This is a genomic window from Pararhizobium qamdonense (assembly GCF_029277445.1).
Taxonomy (GTDB): domain Bacteria; phylum Pseudomonadota; class Alphaproteobacteria; order Rhizobiales; family Rhizobiaceae; genus Pararhizobium; species Pararhizobium qamdonense.
In genome coordinates, this window is the sequence record NZ_CP119566.1 from 370,757 (window position 1) to 386,771 (window position 16,015).

The 16,015-nt window shown below is 60.5% G+C and carries 10 protein-coding genes; 7 read left to right on the plus strand and 3 right to left on the minus strand.

The annotated features are described in order from the left end of the window. Positions 1 to 28: 28 nt before the first annotated feature. Positions 29 to 4,816, minus strand: coding sequence for an NAD-glutamate dehydrogenase (locus PYR65_RS01835; RefSeq protein ID WP_276119667.1), 4,788 nt, complete (start codon positions 4,814 to 4,816; stop codon positions 29 to 31). A gap of 284 nt (positions 4,817 to 5,100) precedes the next feature. Here PYR65_RS01835 and pdxY point away from each other — a divergent pair, with 284 nt between their 5' ends. After that, a complete protein-coding gene (gene pdxY, locus PYR65_RS01840; RefSeq protein WP_276119668.1) occupies positions 5,101 to 5,976 on the plus strand; it encodes a pyridoxal kinase PdxY in 876 nt (291 codons plus the stop codon). 215 nt (positions 5,977 to 6,191) lie between these two features. After that, a complete protein-coding gene (locus PYR65_RS01845) occupies positions 6,192 to 6,833 on the plus strand; it encodes a carbonic anhydrase (RefSeq protein WP_276119669.1) in 642 nt (213 codons plus the stop codon). A gap of 240 nt (positions 6,834 to 7,073) precedes the next feature. On the opposite strand, the gene PYR65_RS01850 is transcribed toward PYR65_RS01845, so the two are convergent. Together PYR65_RS01850 and PYR65_RS01855 are read right to left on the minus strand one after the other, a co-directional pair. Continuing rightward, positions 7,074 to 7,895: a lytic murein transglycosylase gene (locus PYR65_RS01850; RefSeq protein WP_276119670.1), complete on the minus strand. Its 822-nt coding sequence runs from the start codon at positions 7,893 to 7,895 to the stop codon at positions 7,074 to 7,076. 264 nt (positions 7,896 to 8,159) lie between these two features. Next, positions 8,160 to 9,194 carry an aspartate-semialdehyde dehydrogenase gene (locus tag PYR65_RS01855; protein WP_060638638.1) on the minus strand — a complete coding sequence of 345 codons (1,035 nt, stop codon included), beginning with the start codon at positions 9,192 to 9,194 and terminating at the stop codon, positions 8,160 to 8,162. Between the two features lie 414 nt (positions 9,195 to 9,608). Here PYR65_RS01855 and PYR65_RS01860 point away from each other — a divergent pair, with 414 nt between their 5' ends. From PYR65_RS01860 to PYR65_RS01880, 5 genes are all read left to right on the plus strand, one after another. Next, entirely contained in the window at positions 9,609 to 11,366 is a 1,758-nt protein-coding gene (locus PYR65_RS01860; protein ID WP_276119671.1) for an alkaline phosphatase, read from the plus strand. Between the two features lie 122 nt (positions 11,367 to 11,488). Beyond that, positions 11,489 to 11,953 (plus strand): hypothetical protein, encoded by a 465-nt coding sequence (locus PYR65_RS01865; RefSeq protein WP_276119672.1) that lies wholly within the window; start codon positions 11,489 to 11,491, stop codon positions 11,951 to 11,953. Positions 11,954 to 11,956: 3 nt separating this feature from the next. Then, positions 11,957 to 12,649 (plus strand): ABC transporter ATP-binding protein, encoded by a 693-nt coding sequence (locus PYR65_RS01870; protein ID WP_276119673.1) that lies wholly within the window; start codon positions 11,957 to 11,959, stop codon positions 12,647 to 12,649. Further along, complete coding sequence (locus tag PYR65_RS01875) at positions 12,646 to 13,905, plus strand: ABC transporter permease (protein ID WP_276119674.1); 1,260 nt, start codon at positions 12,646 to 12,648, stop codon at positions 13,903 to 13,905. The genes PYR65_RS01870 and PYR65_RS01875 overlap by 4 nt, the downstream gene beginning before the upstream one ends. Positions 13,906 to 14,062: 157 nt before the next feature. After that, positions 14,063 to 15,949, plus strand: coding sequence for an MFS transporter (locus PYR65_RS01880; protein WP_276119675.1), 1,887 nt, complete (start codon positions 14,063 to 14,065; stop codon positions 15,947 to 15,949). The last annotated feature ends 66 nt before the right edge of the window (positions 15,950 to 16,015 follow it).

Below are 16,015 nucleotides of genomic sequence, written 5' to 3' on the forward strand. Positions count from 1 at the left end.
CTGCTTGCCCCGTTCAGGGCAAACAGTGTCACCTCATCCTGTTCTGTGCAAGATCGCTGAGCAAACCGGCCGCCACCGTGATTTTGGCCAGTGTCGTCTCGCCCTTTTCCGTCAACTGCGTCAGCTGGTCGGTAACGCGGGAAATCCGGCTATTGTCGCTGTCTCGCCAGGCTGCGACCGGATTGCGCTCATCCTTCTTGTCGGTGAGTGCGGCAATCGTGATGTCTTTACGCGCAGTGGCGATGTCGTTGATGCTGCGCGAGAGCGCCATGGCCTCGTATTGCTCGGTTGCCGAAACGCGCTCGGCAGCTGCCAGGAGCCGGGCGATCCGCAGGTTCTGCGTCACGCCGAAATAGCTCTGGGCCGTTCGCGCCAGCGATACGCCGGTATCGGCGGCAATCTGGATGATCTCCGGCACGAAGGTCATGACAGCAAGAGAGGCAATCTCTTCGGCGAGAGCTGCCGGCACGCCACGCTCGATAAAATAATCAGTCCTTTGCCGTACCTCGGCCGTTGCGTCCTCCGGAAGCGAGCTTTGCAAGGCGGTCTTGAGTTTGCGCAGCGCGTCGCGCAGCTGCTCGATTGCTTCGCCGAGCGGTGCCTGCATCGCTGTCGTCCGCAATGTGCGTTCGGTGACGATCGCGAAAATATGCGCGGCTTCCTGATAAAGCTCGTTCTGCACCGCGCCGCTGATCACGTTGTCGAGGGCGTCGATATCGCTGTAGATCCGCGTCAGGTCATAACCGTCACGGGTGAGCACAGCCGCCTTGACCACGTCCGCCGGCATGAAGCCGGTTTGATCGATCAGCGTGCTGACAAAGGCCGGCCCGCCGCGATTGATGACGTCATTGGCCAGAACCGTGGCGATGATCTCGCGGCGCAGCCGATGCCCGTTGATATCGGCGGCATGGGCCCTGTGCATCTTGGCCGGAAAATAATCGCGTAATGTCGTTGCCAGATAATCATCGTCGGGCAGACCGCTCGCGACAATCTCGTCGAACAGCACGATCTTTGCGTAGGACAGAAGCACGCCGATCTCGGCGCGTGTCAGCGTCTTGCCGCTCTGGTAGCGCTCGCTCAGAGCCAGGTCGTTCGGCAGCACTTCCACTTTACGATTGAGATGGCCGTCCGCTTCCAGCCGGGTCATGAGCCGGGCAAGAGCCGTCCGGTTGCCGGCGCCCTGCATTTCCGTCAGAGAAATCGACAGCGACTGTTCGTAATTGTTGCGCAGTACCAGCGCTGCCACCTCGTCGGTCATCGATGCCAGAAGCGTGTTGCGCTTAGCGCGCGTCAGCCGCTCGTCGCGCATGGCGGAGGCCAGTGCGATCTTGATATTGACCTCGAAGTCGGAGGAGTTGACGCCCGCCGAGTTGTCGATCGCGTCGGAATTGCAGCGCCCGCCCTTGAGGCCAAAGCCGATGCGGCCGCGCTGGGTCACACCCAGATTGGCGCCCTCGCCGATGACCTTGGCGCCGACATCGTCCGCCGTGATGCGGATTGCATCATTGGCGCGGTCGCCGACATCGGCATCGGTTTCGTTTGCGCCGCGCACATAGGTGCCGATACCGCCAAACCAGAGCAGATCGACGGGGCTCTTCAGGATCGCCGTCATGATTTCCGATGGCGTCGCCTGGCTTTTTTCCAGGCCGATCGCCGCCATCGCCTGCGGCGTCAGCGTCACCGACTTTTCCGTGCGCGGAATGATCATGGCGCCGCGTGACAGCGTCGAGCGGTCATAGTCCTGCCAGCTGGAGCGGGGCAGGTCGAACATACGCTTGCGCTCGGCAAAGGATTTTTCGATGTCCGGATCAGGATCGATGATGATGTCGCGGTGGTCGAAGGCGGCGATCAGCCGGATTTTCTCAGACAAAAGCATGCCGTTGCCAAATACGTCACCCGACATATCGCCCACGCCGACAACAGTGAAGGGTGTCGTCTGGATATCGATATTCATCTCGCGGAAGTGCCGCTTGACGGTTTCCCAGGCGCCGCGCGCGGTAATGCCCATCTTCTTGTGGTCGTAGCCGGCCGAGCCGCCGGATGCAAAGGCATCGTCCAGCCAGAAGCCGGCTTCCTGCGCCAGGCCGTTGGCTGTGTCGGAGAAGGTCGCGGTGCCCTTGTCGGCAGCGACGACGAAATACGGATCGTCTCCATCCAGACGCAGCGTATCGGCCGGGGCGACGATGTCCTGGCCGACGATATTGTCGGTGATCGACAGCATGGTGCGGATATAGGTCTTGTACGCCTCGGTCCCGGCCTTGAAGATTTCGTCGCGCGTACCGCCGGCAGGAAGCTGCTTGGGGTAGAACCCGCCCTTGGCGCCGACGGGAACGATCACGGCGTTTTTGACCTGCTGCGCCTTGACGAGGCCGAGCACTTCGGTGCGGTAATCCTGCGACCGGTCCGACCAGCGCAGGCCGCCACGGGCCACCTTGCCGAAGCGCAGGTGTACGCCTTCGACCTGGGTGCCATAGACGAAGATTTCGCGGAAGGGACGCGGCTCCGGCAGGCCGTCAAGGATTTTCGGATCCAGCTTGAATGCCAGCATCACCTTCGGATTGCCGCTGGTATCGCGCTGGAAATAGTTGGTGCGCAGCGTCGCCTCGATGGCGTTGACGTAGCGGCGCAGGATCTGGTCTTCGTCAAGGCTCGGGACGGCGTTGAGCGCCTCCTCGATCGCCGCTCTCAAAGCTGCCGTGCGCTTCGTCTTCGGCTTGTCTTCCAGCTTGGGGTCCATGCGGGTGACGAACAGCTTGAAGATATCGGCTGCGATGGAAGGATATTTGTTCAGCGTCTCAGCCAGATAGCCTTGCGAATAGGTGATGCCGGTCTGGCGCAGATAGCGCGCATAGGCGCGTAGCACCGTCACTTCGCGGGCGCTGAGGCCTGCAAGCAGGATCAGCCGGTTGAAGCTGTCATCCTCAACCAGGCCGTTCCAGGCGGAGAGATAGGCCTCTTCCAGCATCGGTCCGGTCTTGTCGAGATTGAGCAGGTACCCGTCGCGGTGGATCAGCTCCATGTCGTGGAGAACGACGAGCCTCTCGCCGCCCTTGGCGCAGGACACGGTGATATCATAAGTCTGTTCGCTGATGACCCTGAAACCGAGATTTTCCAGGAGCGGAACCCGGTGCGAGAGCGAGACCGGCTCGCCCGTATGGAAAATCTTCAGCTCCAGCGATTGCGGGCCTTTGCCGCGCTTCTGGTAAAATGCGATGCGGATCGGATCGTCTGGCGAGCAGGCGGCGATATCGGCGAGATCGGCATGCGCCTCGGCCGGTGTGAAGGCCGCCTGATAGGCCGCATCGACGGAGATCTCGACGCCGTCGTGACGGGCGAGCAGTTTGAACCGGTCGATCCAGCGGGTGACGATATCGCGAACCGCGTCTTCGAGCTTTGCCTGCGCCACGCGCGGCGTCTTGCCGCCGGAACGGCCGATGATGAAATGCACGCGCGCAAGGCCGCCTTCCGGGAAAGCCGGGTAATAAGCCGAAACGCGACCGTCATAGACGGTCTTTAAATAAGCACCGATCTTCTCGCGCACGTCGGAATCATATTGCTCGCGCGGAACGTAGACGATCACGGAGACGAAACGGTCGAAATGGTCGATACGCGGAAGAACCCGGATTCGCGGCCGGTCGGCCAGCTCGTTGATCTGCTCGCAGAAGCTTGCCAAAAGGCTGATATCGATCTGGAACAGATCGTCACGCGGATAGGATTCCAGCGTGTTGGTCAGCATCTTGCCGGAATGGCTCTGCGGATCGAAACCAAAGTGATCGACAATCTTCTCGACCTTGAAGCGCAACAGCGGAATGTCGGCGGCTGGGCGCGTATAGGCGCTGGAGGTGAAGAGACCAACGATGCGCAACTCGCCGGTGACATTTCCGGCTTCGTCGAAGCGTTTGACTCCGATATAATCCATATAGGCGCGGCGGTGCACGACCGATTTGACATTGGCCTTGGTGACGATGAGGAAATCCGGACCGTTAAGGAAGGCCAGAATCTCCGGCGTCGTCAGCACCGCATCCTTGCCCTGGCGCAGCACGCGCACATCGGGATTGGAGAGAATGCCCAGGCCACGGCCTTCGCCACGCTCGACCACGGCGTCGTCGCCCTTACCGGAATAGGTATATTCCCGCATGCCGAGGAAGGTAAAATTATTGGCGCGCAGCCAGCGCAGGAAGGCCAGCGCCTCATCGCGATCGCCCTTTTTTCGGCTCGGCGCATGGTTTTCCAGCTCGTTCATCGCCTGGTCGAGCAGAACCGTCATCTCGCTCCAGTCGCCGACGGCCTGGTGAACCTGGGAGAGGACGTTGGCGATCCGGTCTTTCAGGTCCTCGGCTTCCGTTTCGGTCAGACGGGCGAGATGGATTTGGATATGGCTGATCCGTGCTGCCGGATCGCTTTTCTTTTCCGGGTCGAAGATCTTAGCCGGCTTGCCCGCTTCGAGAACCAGAATGGGATGCACGGCAAGATGAATGTCACGATGGGTGGTGGTCACTTCCCCCATGATGGAATCGTAGAGAAACGGCATATTGCGGTCGGTAACGGACAGAACCGAAACGTCGTTGCCGCCGGGCGCAATCCCCTCGACGGTCTCGACGCTGATGACCGGCCTATCGCTTTCCGTGCGGTTGATGGCTTCAAGTGCATGGGCGGCAGTCAGCGCCAGCATATCGGGCGTGTAGGCATCAAGATCGTCATGGCTGGCGCGGCGAAAAAGGATTTCCGGAGCAAGCATTTTGAGCCCAAGCGCCTTGCCGGCGTCGCTCACCGCTTCGAAATGACGGTCTTTTTTCGGATTGTATTTGGTGCCCATGACGTATCTCCCCGCAATCACCATTTTGGCCGAACCTAACAGAAGAATTGCCCATGGCGATTGTTTTTGTGGCTATTTTTCGGTCAGATTGATCCAAATCGGAATGGCTTTATGAAATTTTCGGCAAGAATTGGCCGATTTTCAGATTCAATCGGTTGTATTCGCATATTTGTTTATTCTCACGAACGAGCCTGAAATGGCCGTTCCGATCTTTTGTCAGGTGCAGTTGACAGCGGCATGACTGTCGGGCGATCTGGGCAGGTCGAAACAGCGGAAAATCAGAAATGTCCGAGCCTGCCTCCGGCGCCGTCATCGTCATTTCCAGCCATGTGATTCGCGGATCCGTCGGCAATCGCGCCGCCGTGTTTGCGCTGGAGACGCTGGGCTATCCGGTCTGGGCGGTGCCGACGGTGATCCTGCCTTGGCATCCGGGACACGGCCCCTCGACGCGGGTGACGATCGGCGAGGATGATTTCAATGCCGTCATCGACGATCTCATTCGTGCACCTTGGGCGGGGGAAGTCCGGGCCGTCCTCTCCGGCTATCTTGGCGGCGCCCATCAGGCGCAAGGTGTCGCACGTCTGGTGAACGCTTTGCGGGTGAACAAGCCGGACCTGTTTTATGCCTGCGACCCGGTGATGGGCGATGTGGGCGGGCTCTACGTGCCGGAGGCGACGGCGGTCGCGATGCGCGACATCTTGTTGCCGCTCGCCTCTCTCGCCACGCCCAACCGGTTCGAACTGTCCTGGCTGTGTGGCGCAGAGCTTGAAACGAACGCTGCCATTTTGGAAGCGGCGCTGTCGCTCGGGCCCGCCCGCATGCTGGTCACGTCTGCCGTCCCGATGATGCAGGGCAGTACCGGCAATCTCTATCTGTCGGGCAATCATGCGCTTCTGGCCGAGCACCGGCTGATCGACAATCCACCGAACGGCACCGGCGATCTCCTGGCGGCACTGTTTGTCGCGCGGCTTCTGGAAGGGCTGAACGAGGAGCGGGCCTTGCAGCTCGCCACCGCCAGCGTCTTTGAGATTATCGCCCGCACCGGCAAGCGCGGCGCCGATGAATTGACGCTCGAGCGGGATGCTTCCAGTCTGGCAACGCCGATGGCGATGGTTCAGATGCGCAGGCTGATGCATCCCGGGCAGAAACGCCGGTCCTGATATTTCCCAGCGCACGCCCTCTTGCCAGCCTATAGCTTGAGCGAATAAACCGTTTCCACCCTACGCAAACCATACGGAGAATATCACGGATGTCACCGGTGGCGCGGGCTGCCGAAAATTTCGCTGTGTGCGGCGCACAAAGATGATATGCCGCGTGCGGCTGACAGACAAAACAGACATCTCAATTCTCTTAAAAGTTGGAGTGATCGAGCACCATGCAGCGTTTCCCGGAATATTTGCTGAACGGCTACAACAACTTCATGAGCGGCCGCTTTAGCGAGCAGCAGCAGCGCTACAAGGCTTTGGCCGAAACCGGCCAGCAGCCGAAAACCCTGGTCGTTGCCTGTTGTGACAGCCGCTCGGCGCCGGAAACCATTTTCGACAGCGGTCCGGGCGAGCTTTTCGTGGTGCGCAACGTTGCCAATCTGGTGCCCCCTTATGAGCCGGACGGGCAATACCACTCGACATCGGCGGCGCTTGAGTTCGCCGTGCAGGTGTTGAAGGTCAGCGATATCGTCGTCATGGGCCATGGCCGCTGCGGCGGCATCAAGGCAGCGCTGGATGTCAATGCCGAGCCGCTCTCCCCCGGCGATTTCATCGGCCGCTGGATGAACCTTTTGAAACCCGCTGCCGAACAGATCCACAGCAACAACATCATGACGGCGGCTGAGCGCCAGCGGGCGCTGGAGCGGGTCTCCATCCGCAATTCCATCGCCAATCTGCGCACGTTCCCTTGCGTCCAGATCCTCGAGCAGCGCGGCAAGCTGCAGCTGCACGGCGCCTGGTTCGATATTTCAACCGGCGAGCTTTGGGTGATGGACCCGAAGACCGGCGATTTTTTGCGCCCGGGGATGTGATTTTTCTGGCTTTACCACGGCGATCACCCCAGGCTCCGTCATCCTCTCCCACACTCTGTCATCCTCGGGCTTGACCCGAGGATCCCGTGGTGCCGCACTTTGCTCTCCATGATGGCCGACGACCAGCATTCGCCGCTGAGGGATCCTCGGGTCAAGCCCGAGGATGACGGCGTGTGGGGATAAAAAAATCCGCAGCCCGTGTCCGGACTGCGGATGCATTCATCCCGATGGAGGGCTTGATCAGCCGCCGTCGATCTCGGCGCCGATGATGGCGATGGCCTGCTGGTAGACGCTGGCAGCGTTCCAGCCTTGGATCGCGCCAAAATTGGCCTGGCCTGGCTGATAACCACCACCGGCGCTCCAGCCGTGGCCGCGCAGAAAGTTGGCGGTCGAAAACAGCGCGTCCGCCTTGGAGCGGACCATGTCGACATGGCCGTTGCCGTCGCCATCGACGCCGTATTTCAGCACATTGGCCGGCAGGAACTGCGTCTGGCCGATTTCGCCGTGCGCCGCGCCGCGCGCGTCCGGGCTCAGATCGCCGCGTTGGACGAGGGTCAGCGCCGCATAGAGCTGGTTGGTGAAATAGTCGGAACGGCGGCAATCGAAGGCCAGCGTCGATACAGCCGACAACGTGTGTTCCTTGCCCATGAAGCCGCCAAAACCGGTTTCCATGCCCCAGATCGCGATGATCGGGCCGGCCGGAACGCCATAGCGGTTTTCGATGGAATTGAAGAGAGCGGCGTTCTGCGCCTTCATCTTCTTGCCGCGCGAAATGATCGTCTGGCCGCCACGCTTCTGCATGAACTGGTTCAGCGATAGCTTGAAGCTCTTCTGCCCACGGTCGGCGCGGATCGTCGCCTTATTATAGGTGACGTTGGCGAAGGCCTTGTTCAGCACCGACGGGCTGATGCCGCGGCCGGCGGCCTCGCCCTTGAAATCCTCGACCCAGGCGTCGAAGCCTGCCGATGTGTTGCTGCATTGCGCAGCCGATGCCACCGATGGCAGGATCGCTGCCGCAATCATCGCCGTGAAACCTGCCAGTACGCATTTTGCCTTGCGCATGAAATACCCCGTATTGCCCGAATCCAAAATTGTGACCGCAAAATGCCAGTCTTTGCGGTTTCTGTCACGACGTTGCTACAGTATCGGGAGGCCGTGTTTCACGTGAATCCTCCTTTTAACCGTGAAAAAACGTCACAGTTGCCTTTTTACAAAGAAGCCCCGCATTCCTTTCACGGATCATGCGAGGCTTTTTACCCAATCGCGACGATCAAACCGAAGGGTTGATAGCATCCCGATTGGGTATAATTGGTTAAAACTTCCTGATCAGGCAGCCTGTTTCTTCGCCTTGATGAGGCCGCGACTGACGAGAAGTTCGGCAATCTGGATGGCGTTGAGGGCCGCACCCTTGCGCAGGTTGTCGGAAACCACCCAGATGTTCAGGCCGTTCTCGACGGTGGCGTCCTCGCGGATGCGCGAAATATAGGTCGCGTCTTCGCCAGCGCTTTCGTAAGGCGTGATGTAGCCGCCGTTCTCATGCTTGTCGATGACGAGGCAGCCCGGCGCTTCGCGCAGGATATCGCGGGCCTGATCGGCGGTGATCTCGTTTTCGAATTCGATATTGATCGCTTCCGAATGGCCGATGAAAACCGGGACGCGCACGGCCGTGCAGGTCAGCTTGATCTTCGGATCAAGGATCTTCTTGGTTTCGGCCATCACCTTCCACTCTTCCTTCGTGTAGCCGTCTTCCATGAATACATCGATGTGCGGGATGACGTTGAAGGCGATGCGCTTGGTGAACTTCTTGCTCTCCATCGGATCGGCAACGAAGACGGCGCGGGTCTGGTTGAACAGTTCGTCCATGCCGTCCTTGCCGGCGCCGGAGACCGACTGGTAGGTGGCGACGACGACGCGCTTGATCTTGGCGAAATCATGCAGCGGCTTCAGCGCCACGACGAGTTGCGCGGTCGAGCAATTCGGGTTGGCGATGATGTTGCGCTTGGTAAACTGGGTGATGGCGTCGGGGTTCACTTCCGGAACCACCAGCGGCACGTCCTGATCGTAGCGCCAGGCCGAGGAATTGTCGATGACGACGCAGCCCTGTGCGCCGATCTTCGGCGACCACTTCAGCGACACGGCGCCGCCGGCCGACATCAGGCAAATGTCGGTGTCGGAAAAATCGTAGTTTTCCAGGTTTTTGACCTTCAGCGTCTTGTCGCCGAAGGAGACTTCGGTGCCCTGGCTTCGGGCCGAGGCCAGCGCCACGACTTCATCCGCCGGAAAGCCGCGTTCTTCCAGGATGTTCAGCATTTCGCGGCCAACATTTCCGGTCGCGCCGGCAATAGCAATCTTGAAACCCATTGTCTTTTGCTCTCTTTCTGTCTCTCCGCGGGGCTTTTGGGGAAAACCCGCCGGCCAAAGGCGCGGGTTTCAGGTCCCCGGCCGTGCCGGGGAGAGAGCGGTGGCCAGAGACGTCAGACGGTTTTCGTCGTCGTTTTGGCCGTTGTTTTGGAAAATACTGAGAAAGAACGTACCCGCCCGGCAGCGAATGCCGGGGCGATCAGCGCAGCGATGGCGTAACCAAAACGGTGCATGGGTGGGGTCCTTTTCCGTTGCTGCTCTTACGCGCTTTTGGCGCAGAGTCAACAGAAAGCTTCGGATTGCTGCGCTGACTGGCGTTCGCCTGCCGCCGCCAAAACGTTACGGAACTGTCATGCCGCTGTCATCCGTGGTGACTATTGCGAGCCGTCAGCTCAAACCATTAGGGGATTTTCCATGCGTATGCTTCTGTCGGCGCTCGCCGCCACGACATTCCTCGCTGGGGCCGCACAGGCCACCACAGTTTATCCGCTCGACCGCGCAACCATCCTTGCCGGCTCGCCCTTCGATTTCAAGGTCGAGTTCAAGTCGGTCGTGAAGCCCGAAGACGTCAAGATCACCGTCAATGGCCAGGATTACAAGACCGTGCTCGGCCAGGAAGCCGAATTTGTCGCTGAAGAAAAAGGCAAGGAAGACAAGGTCTTGGGATCGGCGATGATCGCCCGCGGTCTCGTTCTGCCGGCCGAAGGCGCCTACACGATCGAAGTGACCGCCGGTTCTGAATCGAAGTCGGTCACCTGGGATGTCTACAATACCGGCGAAACCCAGAAGGCAAAGAACGTCATCTTCCTGATCGCTGACGGTTTCTCGGTCGCGCATCGCACCGCCGCCCGCATCATGTCCAAGGGCATGTCGGAAGGCAAGGCAAACGGCCGTCTGAACCTCGATGACGTGCCACCGGCCGCCTTCATCGGCACCTCTGCAACCGATGCGGTTGCCACTGATTCCGCCAATACCATGTCCGCCTATATGACCGGCCACAAGACGGCCGTGAACGCCATCGGCGTCTATGCCGACCGTACCCCGGATTCGTTTGACGATCCGAAGGTTGAGACGCTCGCAGAAGCCATTCGCCGCCAGACCAAGAAGTCGATCGGCATCGTTTCGACCGCCGAACTGCAGGATGCGACACCGGCAGCCGTCGTTGCCCATACCCGCAAGCGCGGCGACAAGGCCGAGATCAACGGCATGCTGTTCGACGTGAAGCCGGATGTGCTGCTCGGTGGCGGCTCTGCCTACTTCCTGCCGCAGGCGACGCCGGGCTCGAAGCGCAAGGACGACAAGGACTATGTCAAGCTGTTCCAGGAAGCCGGTTACACGCTCGCAACCGACAAGACCGAACTGGCAACTGCGGCCGGCACCAATACCGGCAAGATCCTCGGCATCTTCCACACCGGCAACATGGACACCACGCTCGACCGCGAATTCCTCAAGAAGGGCACAGTCGGGAAATTTCCAAACCAGCCCGGCCTCGTCGAGATGACCACTGTCGCGCTCGATAACCTGTCGAAAAATCCGGAAGGCTTCTTCCTGATGGTTGAAGCCGCCAATATCGACAAGATGTCCCACCCGCTCGACTGGGATCGTGCCGTCGTCGATACGATCGAGTTTGACAAGGCGATCGGTGTCGCCCGTGAATTTGCGGCCAAAAACCCCGACACGCTGATCGTCGTCACCGGCGACCACACGCATGGCGTTTCAATCATCGGCACCGTCGATGACGAAAAGCCGGGCACCGACATGCGCGAAAAGGTCGGCACCTACGCAAGCGCCGGCTTCCCGAACTATACCGACGAAAATAACGATGGTTATCCGGACAAGGTCGATGTGACCCGCCGCCTGTTCCTGAACGCCAACAACGGCCCGGATCATTACGAAACCTTCCGCCCGAAGCTGGATGGCCCGTTCGTTCCGGCGATCCAGAATGAAAATAAGGAATATATCGCCAACGAAGCCTACAAGGATGTGCCCGGCGCAGTCTTCGTCGCCGGTAATATTCCAAAGGAAGGCGATTCGGGCGTCCACGCCGTCGATGACGTCGTGCTGCAGGCCATCGGTCCCGGCTCGGAAGGCTTCAACGGCTACCTGGAGCAGAGCGACGTCTATCGCGTCCTCGTGGATACCATGGCGCTCGGCGTGAAGCAGACCAACTGATCATTCAAGCAATATACCGGCGGACTGTCCGCAGCCCGCCGGTATGACCCTTCATCGCTGGATGATTGATTTCCTTAGCTGGATTCTATTTTCCGGTGACACGTCAGACTAAAGGTGGCCAGATGATCCGCTCTTTCACAGGAACCACGCGCCGCGATGCGTTACGCCTGCTGGCCGCCCTGCCCTTTGCTTTGGCCGCGCGACCGTCCGATGCCGCTCTTCCATCCCTGGCGTTTGGTGAGCTCTATAGTAAGTTCGGCGTTCTCGGTCTGGAGTTCTCTGAAAAGGTCAAGTCGCTGGCCGGTCGGGAGATAACGATCAACGGCTTTATGGCGCCGCCGCTGAAAGCCGAGGCCGCCTTTTTCGTGCTCACCGAAATTCCCATGTCGCTCTGCCCTTTCTGCTCGTCGGACGCCGACTGGCCGGATAATATCGTCGTCGTCTATCTCGGAGAAAAGCAGACATTCGTGCAGCCGTCGCAAACGATCCAGGCGCGCGGCATTCTCGAATTCGGCTCCTGGACCGATCCGGAAACCGGTTTCGTGAGCCTGTTGCGGCTGCGCGATGCCGAATATGCGTCGGTCTGATTCATGCTGTCGCTCGATCTTACCTCCGTTTCCGTATCCTATAGCGGCCTGCCCACGCCCGTTCTCGATATCGCCTCGCTGTCCATCGAGGCCGGCAGCCGTGTTGCGATTACCGGTGCCTCGGGTTCCGGCAAGAGCACGCTGGTCAACGTGCTGACCGGACTTGAGCGATGCGCTCCGGGCGGCTCCGTCCGCTGGGGTGGCGTTGATATCGCTGAAATGTCCGAGCGCAGCCGCGATCGCTGGCGTGGCGCGCATATCGGCCTCGTGATGCAGGATTTCCATCTCTTCCCCGGCTTGAGCGCGATCGACAACATCCTTTTGCCCGCCCGCCTGTCACGCGCGGTAAAGCTCGGTGATCCCGACCGGGCGCTGATGCTACTCTATGCCGTCGGGCTTAGCCGCGCTGCCCAAAAGATCGAGACCATGTCGCGTGGTGAAATGCAGCGCGTTGCAATTGCACGCGCACTGCTTCGCAAGCCCGGTGTCCTGATCGCCGACGAGCCGACGGCAAGCCTTGACAGCGAAAGCGGCGATGCCGTCGCCCGGTTGTTGATCGATCTGTCCGTGCGCAACGAGAGCACGCTGATCGTCGTCTCGCATGACCAGCGGCTGAGCGGCCGGCTGAATCGCCGCATCACGCTGTCGGCCGGCCGTATCGCATCGGATCGAGAGCACCGGGAGAAGGCGGCATGACCCGTTTCATCCTTTCGGATCTGCGCCGTCTCTGGCTGGGATCGCTGGTCGTCGTGCTTTTGATCGCCTTTGCCACGGCGCTCGGCGTGGCCGTCACCTTGCAGGAGCGGGCACTGAGGCTCGGCAGCGCCCGTGCCGCCGACCGTTTCGATCTCGTTATCGGCGCTCCCGGCAGTGAAACGCAGTTGCTGCTGTCCTCCGTCTTCCTGCAACCCTCCCCCCTGCCCCTGATGTCGGGAGATGTGCTGGGCAAGCTCGCCAGCGATCCGCGCGTCTCCTGGGCGGCACCCGTCGGCTTCGGCGATTCCTTTTCCGGCTATCCCATCGTCGGCACGTCTATGGCACTCGTCAACAATCTATCGGCGATGCCGGAGGGGCGCGTATTCTCAAAGGCGGGCGAAGCCGTCATCGGTGCCGCTGTGTCACTGCCGCTCGGCTATGAGGTGAAACCCACGCATGGGCTCGCAGCGCTGGGGGGCGAAACGCATACCGAACTTGCCTATCGCATCACCGGCCGCATGGCACCCACCGGCACGTCCTGGGACCGGGCAATCCTGGTGCCGATCCAATCGGTCTGGAGCCTGCATGGAATGGGCGGCGACGGTCACTCTGCAGAAGCGGAAGGGACGGCAGAGGAGCCCGGACATGACGCTCATGCCGGTCACGCGCATGCTCATGTCGATCCCGATGCGCCGATCGACGAGCATTGGACGGCGCAAACACCCGGACTTCCGGCCATCCTCGTCAAGCCCAAGACCATTGCCGACGCCTATAAGCTGCGGCAGGACTATCGCGGCAATGGCACGCTTGCCGTGTTCCCGGGCGAGGTGCTGACCAATCTCTACGGGACGCTCGGTGATGCCAAGCGCGTCCTGTCCGCCGTCGCTGTTGGTGCACAGATTCTCGTTGCCGTCGCCGTGCTGATGGTCACCGTCATGCATATCGGCCAGCGCCGCCGCCAGATCGGGGCGCTGAGGGCGCTCGGTGCGCCGCGATCGGCCGTGCTGGTGATCGTCTGGCTGGAACTGTTCATGCTGATTGCACTTGGCATCATTCTTGGCTTTGCGTTCGGCTATGGCGCCGCGATCCTGCTGTCCATGCTGTTTTCGGGCGAAAGCGGCATCGTCCTGCCTGTCGGTTTCATCCGCAGCGATCTGGCAAGCGTCGCCGCCATCGCGCTGTTTTCCGCCGTCCTGGCGCTGGCCCCGGCACTTCTCGCCTATCGCCAGTCCCCGGCTGCGGCCCTTCGGGCCTGAGCATATTCGACTAAAGTCATAATCCCAAAGCCGCTCTGCCGCCCCAGGGTGTTTTCTGCCATTTTGGTCTCATGGCGCATTCCGCTTGCGAATCAGGGAGGATTCGCAAGCAATTCAGGGTGCGCACAAAGCCGTTTTTGAGTGGAGGACAAACGAAATGGCAGATGTCGCAGTAGCGCCCGGTGCAAAGGCTGCACCGATGACCGGCGAGCAGAAGAAGGTGATTTTCGCCTCTTCGCTCGGCACGATCTTCGAGTGGTATGATTTCTATCTCTACGGTTCGCTGGCCGTCTACATCGGCGCAACCTTCTTTTCCCAATATCCCGAAACCACCCGCAACATCTTCGCCTTGCTCGCCTTTGCGGCAGGCTTTCTCGTGCGTCCGTTCGGCGCGCTGGTCTTTGGACGTCTGGGCGATCTCGTCGGGCGCAAATATACCTTCCTCGTCACCATCGTCATCATGGGCCTGTCGACATTCCTCGTCGGCATCCTGCCCGGTGCCGCCTCGATCGGCATCGCCGCTCCGATCCTTCTGATCGTGCTGCGCATGCTGCAAGGCCTGGCGCTCGGCGGCGAATATGGTGGTGCGGCAACCTATGTGGCCGAACATGCGCCACAGGGCCGTCGCGGCTATTTCACCTCCTGGATCCAGACGACGGCAACGCTTGGCCTGTTCCTGTCACTGGTCGTCATCGTTGCCGTGCAGATGATACTGGGCAAGGAAGCCTTTGCGGCCTGGGGCTGGCGCATTCCGTTCCTGCTGTCGTTCATCCTGCTTGGCGTTTCCGTCTGGATCCGCATGAAGATGAATGAGTCGCCCGCTTTCAAAAAGATGAAGGAAGAAGGCAAGGGCTCAAAGGCGCCGCTGACGGAAGCCTTCGGCCAGTGGAGAAACGCCAAGATCGCGCTTCTCGCCCTGTTCGGCGCCGTCGTCGGCCAGGCTGTTGTCTGGTATACCGGTCAGTTCTACGCGCTGTTCTTCCTGCAGAACATCCTGAAGGTGGACGGCCAGTCGGCCAATATCATGGTCGCCATCTCGCTGCTGATCGGCACGGGCTTCTTCGTTCTGTTCGGCGCGCTGTCGGACAAGATCGGCCGCAAGCCGATCATCATGGCTGGACTGGTGCTCGCCATGCTCACCTATTTCCCGCTGTTCAAGGCGCTGACCTGGGCCGGCAATCCGGCGCTTGCGGAAGCCCAGGAAACCATCCGGGCAACCGTCACTGCCGCTCCGGATGACTGCAAGTTCCAGTTCAACCCGACCGGCACGGCCAAGTTCACGACCTCCTGCGATATCGCAACGTCGTTCCTGACCCGCAATTCGGTACCCTATGATGTCGTCCCCGGCCCGGCCGGCTCGGCAGCAACGGTCAAGATCGGCGATGAAACGGTCACTGGCTATGACGCGATTGCCGCTGGCGACCAGGCCAAGGCTTCAGGTGCCGCCTTTGAAAAGCAGATCAACATTGCGCTCCACGACGCCGGCTATCCGCTGGTACGAGGCGCTGCAAAGGTTCCGGAAAGCAAGCTTGACGGCTTCGTGGCCGCCAATCCGGAACTGACGCTCGATGCCACTGCCGTTCGCGCAGGCAACAAGGCCAGCATGACCGGCGAAGAGCTGGTTGCAGCCAAGCTCCTGACGGCGGAAGAGGCTGCAGGCGTGACCGAAATGCCGGTTTACACCATCGACAAGGGCGGCTCCTTCACCATGGTTGCCGATCCTGCCCGCGTCAGCTGGATTACCGTCATCGCCGTGCTCACCGTGCTCGTCATCTATGTGACGATGGTCTACGGCCCGATTGCAGCGCTTCTGGTCGAACTCTTCCCGACCCGCATCCGCTACACCGGCATGTCCCTGCCCTACCATATCGGTAACGGCTGGTTCGGTGGCCTGCTTCCGGCAACGGCATTTGCGATGAGTGCCGCCCAGGGCGATATCTATTACGGCCTCTGGTACCCGATCGTGTTTGCGGGCATCACCCTGGTGATCGGTATTCTGTTCCTGCCCGAAACCAAGGATCGCGATATCCACGCCATGGATTGATCCTCACTGGATATACATACGAAAAGGCCCGGCGCAGCCCCTGCGCCGGGCGTTTTCAGTCTGCGT

Bases quoted from the DNA above. Each gene is read 5' to 3' on its own strand.
- PYR65_RS01865 (WP_276119672.1), top strand. From the start codon at position 11,489: ATGATCCGCTCTTTCACAGGAACCACGCGCCGCGATGCGTTACGCCTG.
- PYR65_RS01835 (WP_276119667.1), bottom strand. From the start codon at position 4,816: ATGGGCACCAAATACAATCCGAAAAAAGACCGTCATTTCGAAGCGGTG.
- PYR65_RS01850 (WP_276119670.1), bottom strand. From the start codon at position 7,895: ATGCGCAAGGCAAAATGCGTACTGGCAGGTTTCACGGCGATGATTGCG.
- PYR65_RS01845 (WP_276119669.1), top strand. From the start codon at position 6,192: ATGCAGCGTTTCCCGGAATATTTGCTGAACGGCTACAACAACTTCATG.
- PYR65_RS01875 (WP_276119674.1), top strand. From the start codon at position 12,646: ATGACCCGTTTCATCCTTTCGGATCTGCGCCGTCTCTGGCTGGGATCG.
- pdxY (WP_276119668.1), top strand. From the start codon at position 5,101: ATGTCCGAGCCTGCCTCCGGCGCCGTCATCGTCATTTCCAGCCATGTG.
- PYR65_RS01870 (WP_276119673.1), top strand. From the start codon at position 11,957: ATGCTGTCGCTCGATCTTACCTCCGTTTCCGTATCCTATAGCGGCCTG.
- PYR65_RS01860 (WP_276119671.1), top strand. From the start codon at position 9,609: ATGCGTATGCTTCTGTCGGCGCTCGCCGCCACGACATTCCTCGCTGGG.
- PYR65_RS01855 (WP_060638638.1), bottom strand. From the start codon at position 9,194: ATGGGTTTCAAGATTGCTATTGCCGGCGCGACCGGAAATGTTGGCCGC.
- PYR65_RS01880 (WP_276119675.1), top strand. From the start codon at position 14,063: ATGGCAGATGTCGCAGTAGCGCCCGGTGCAAAGGCTGCACCGATGACC.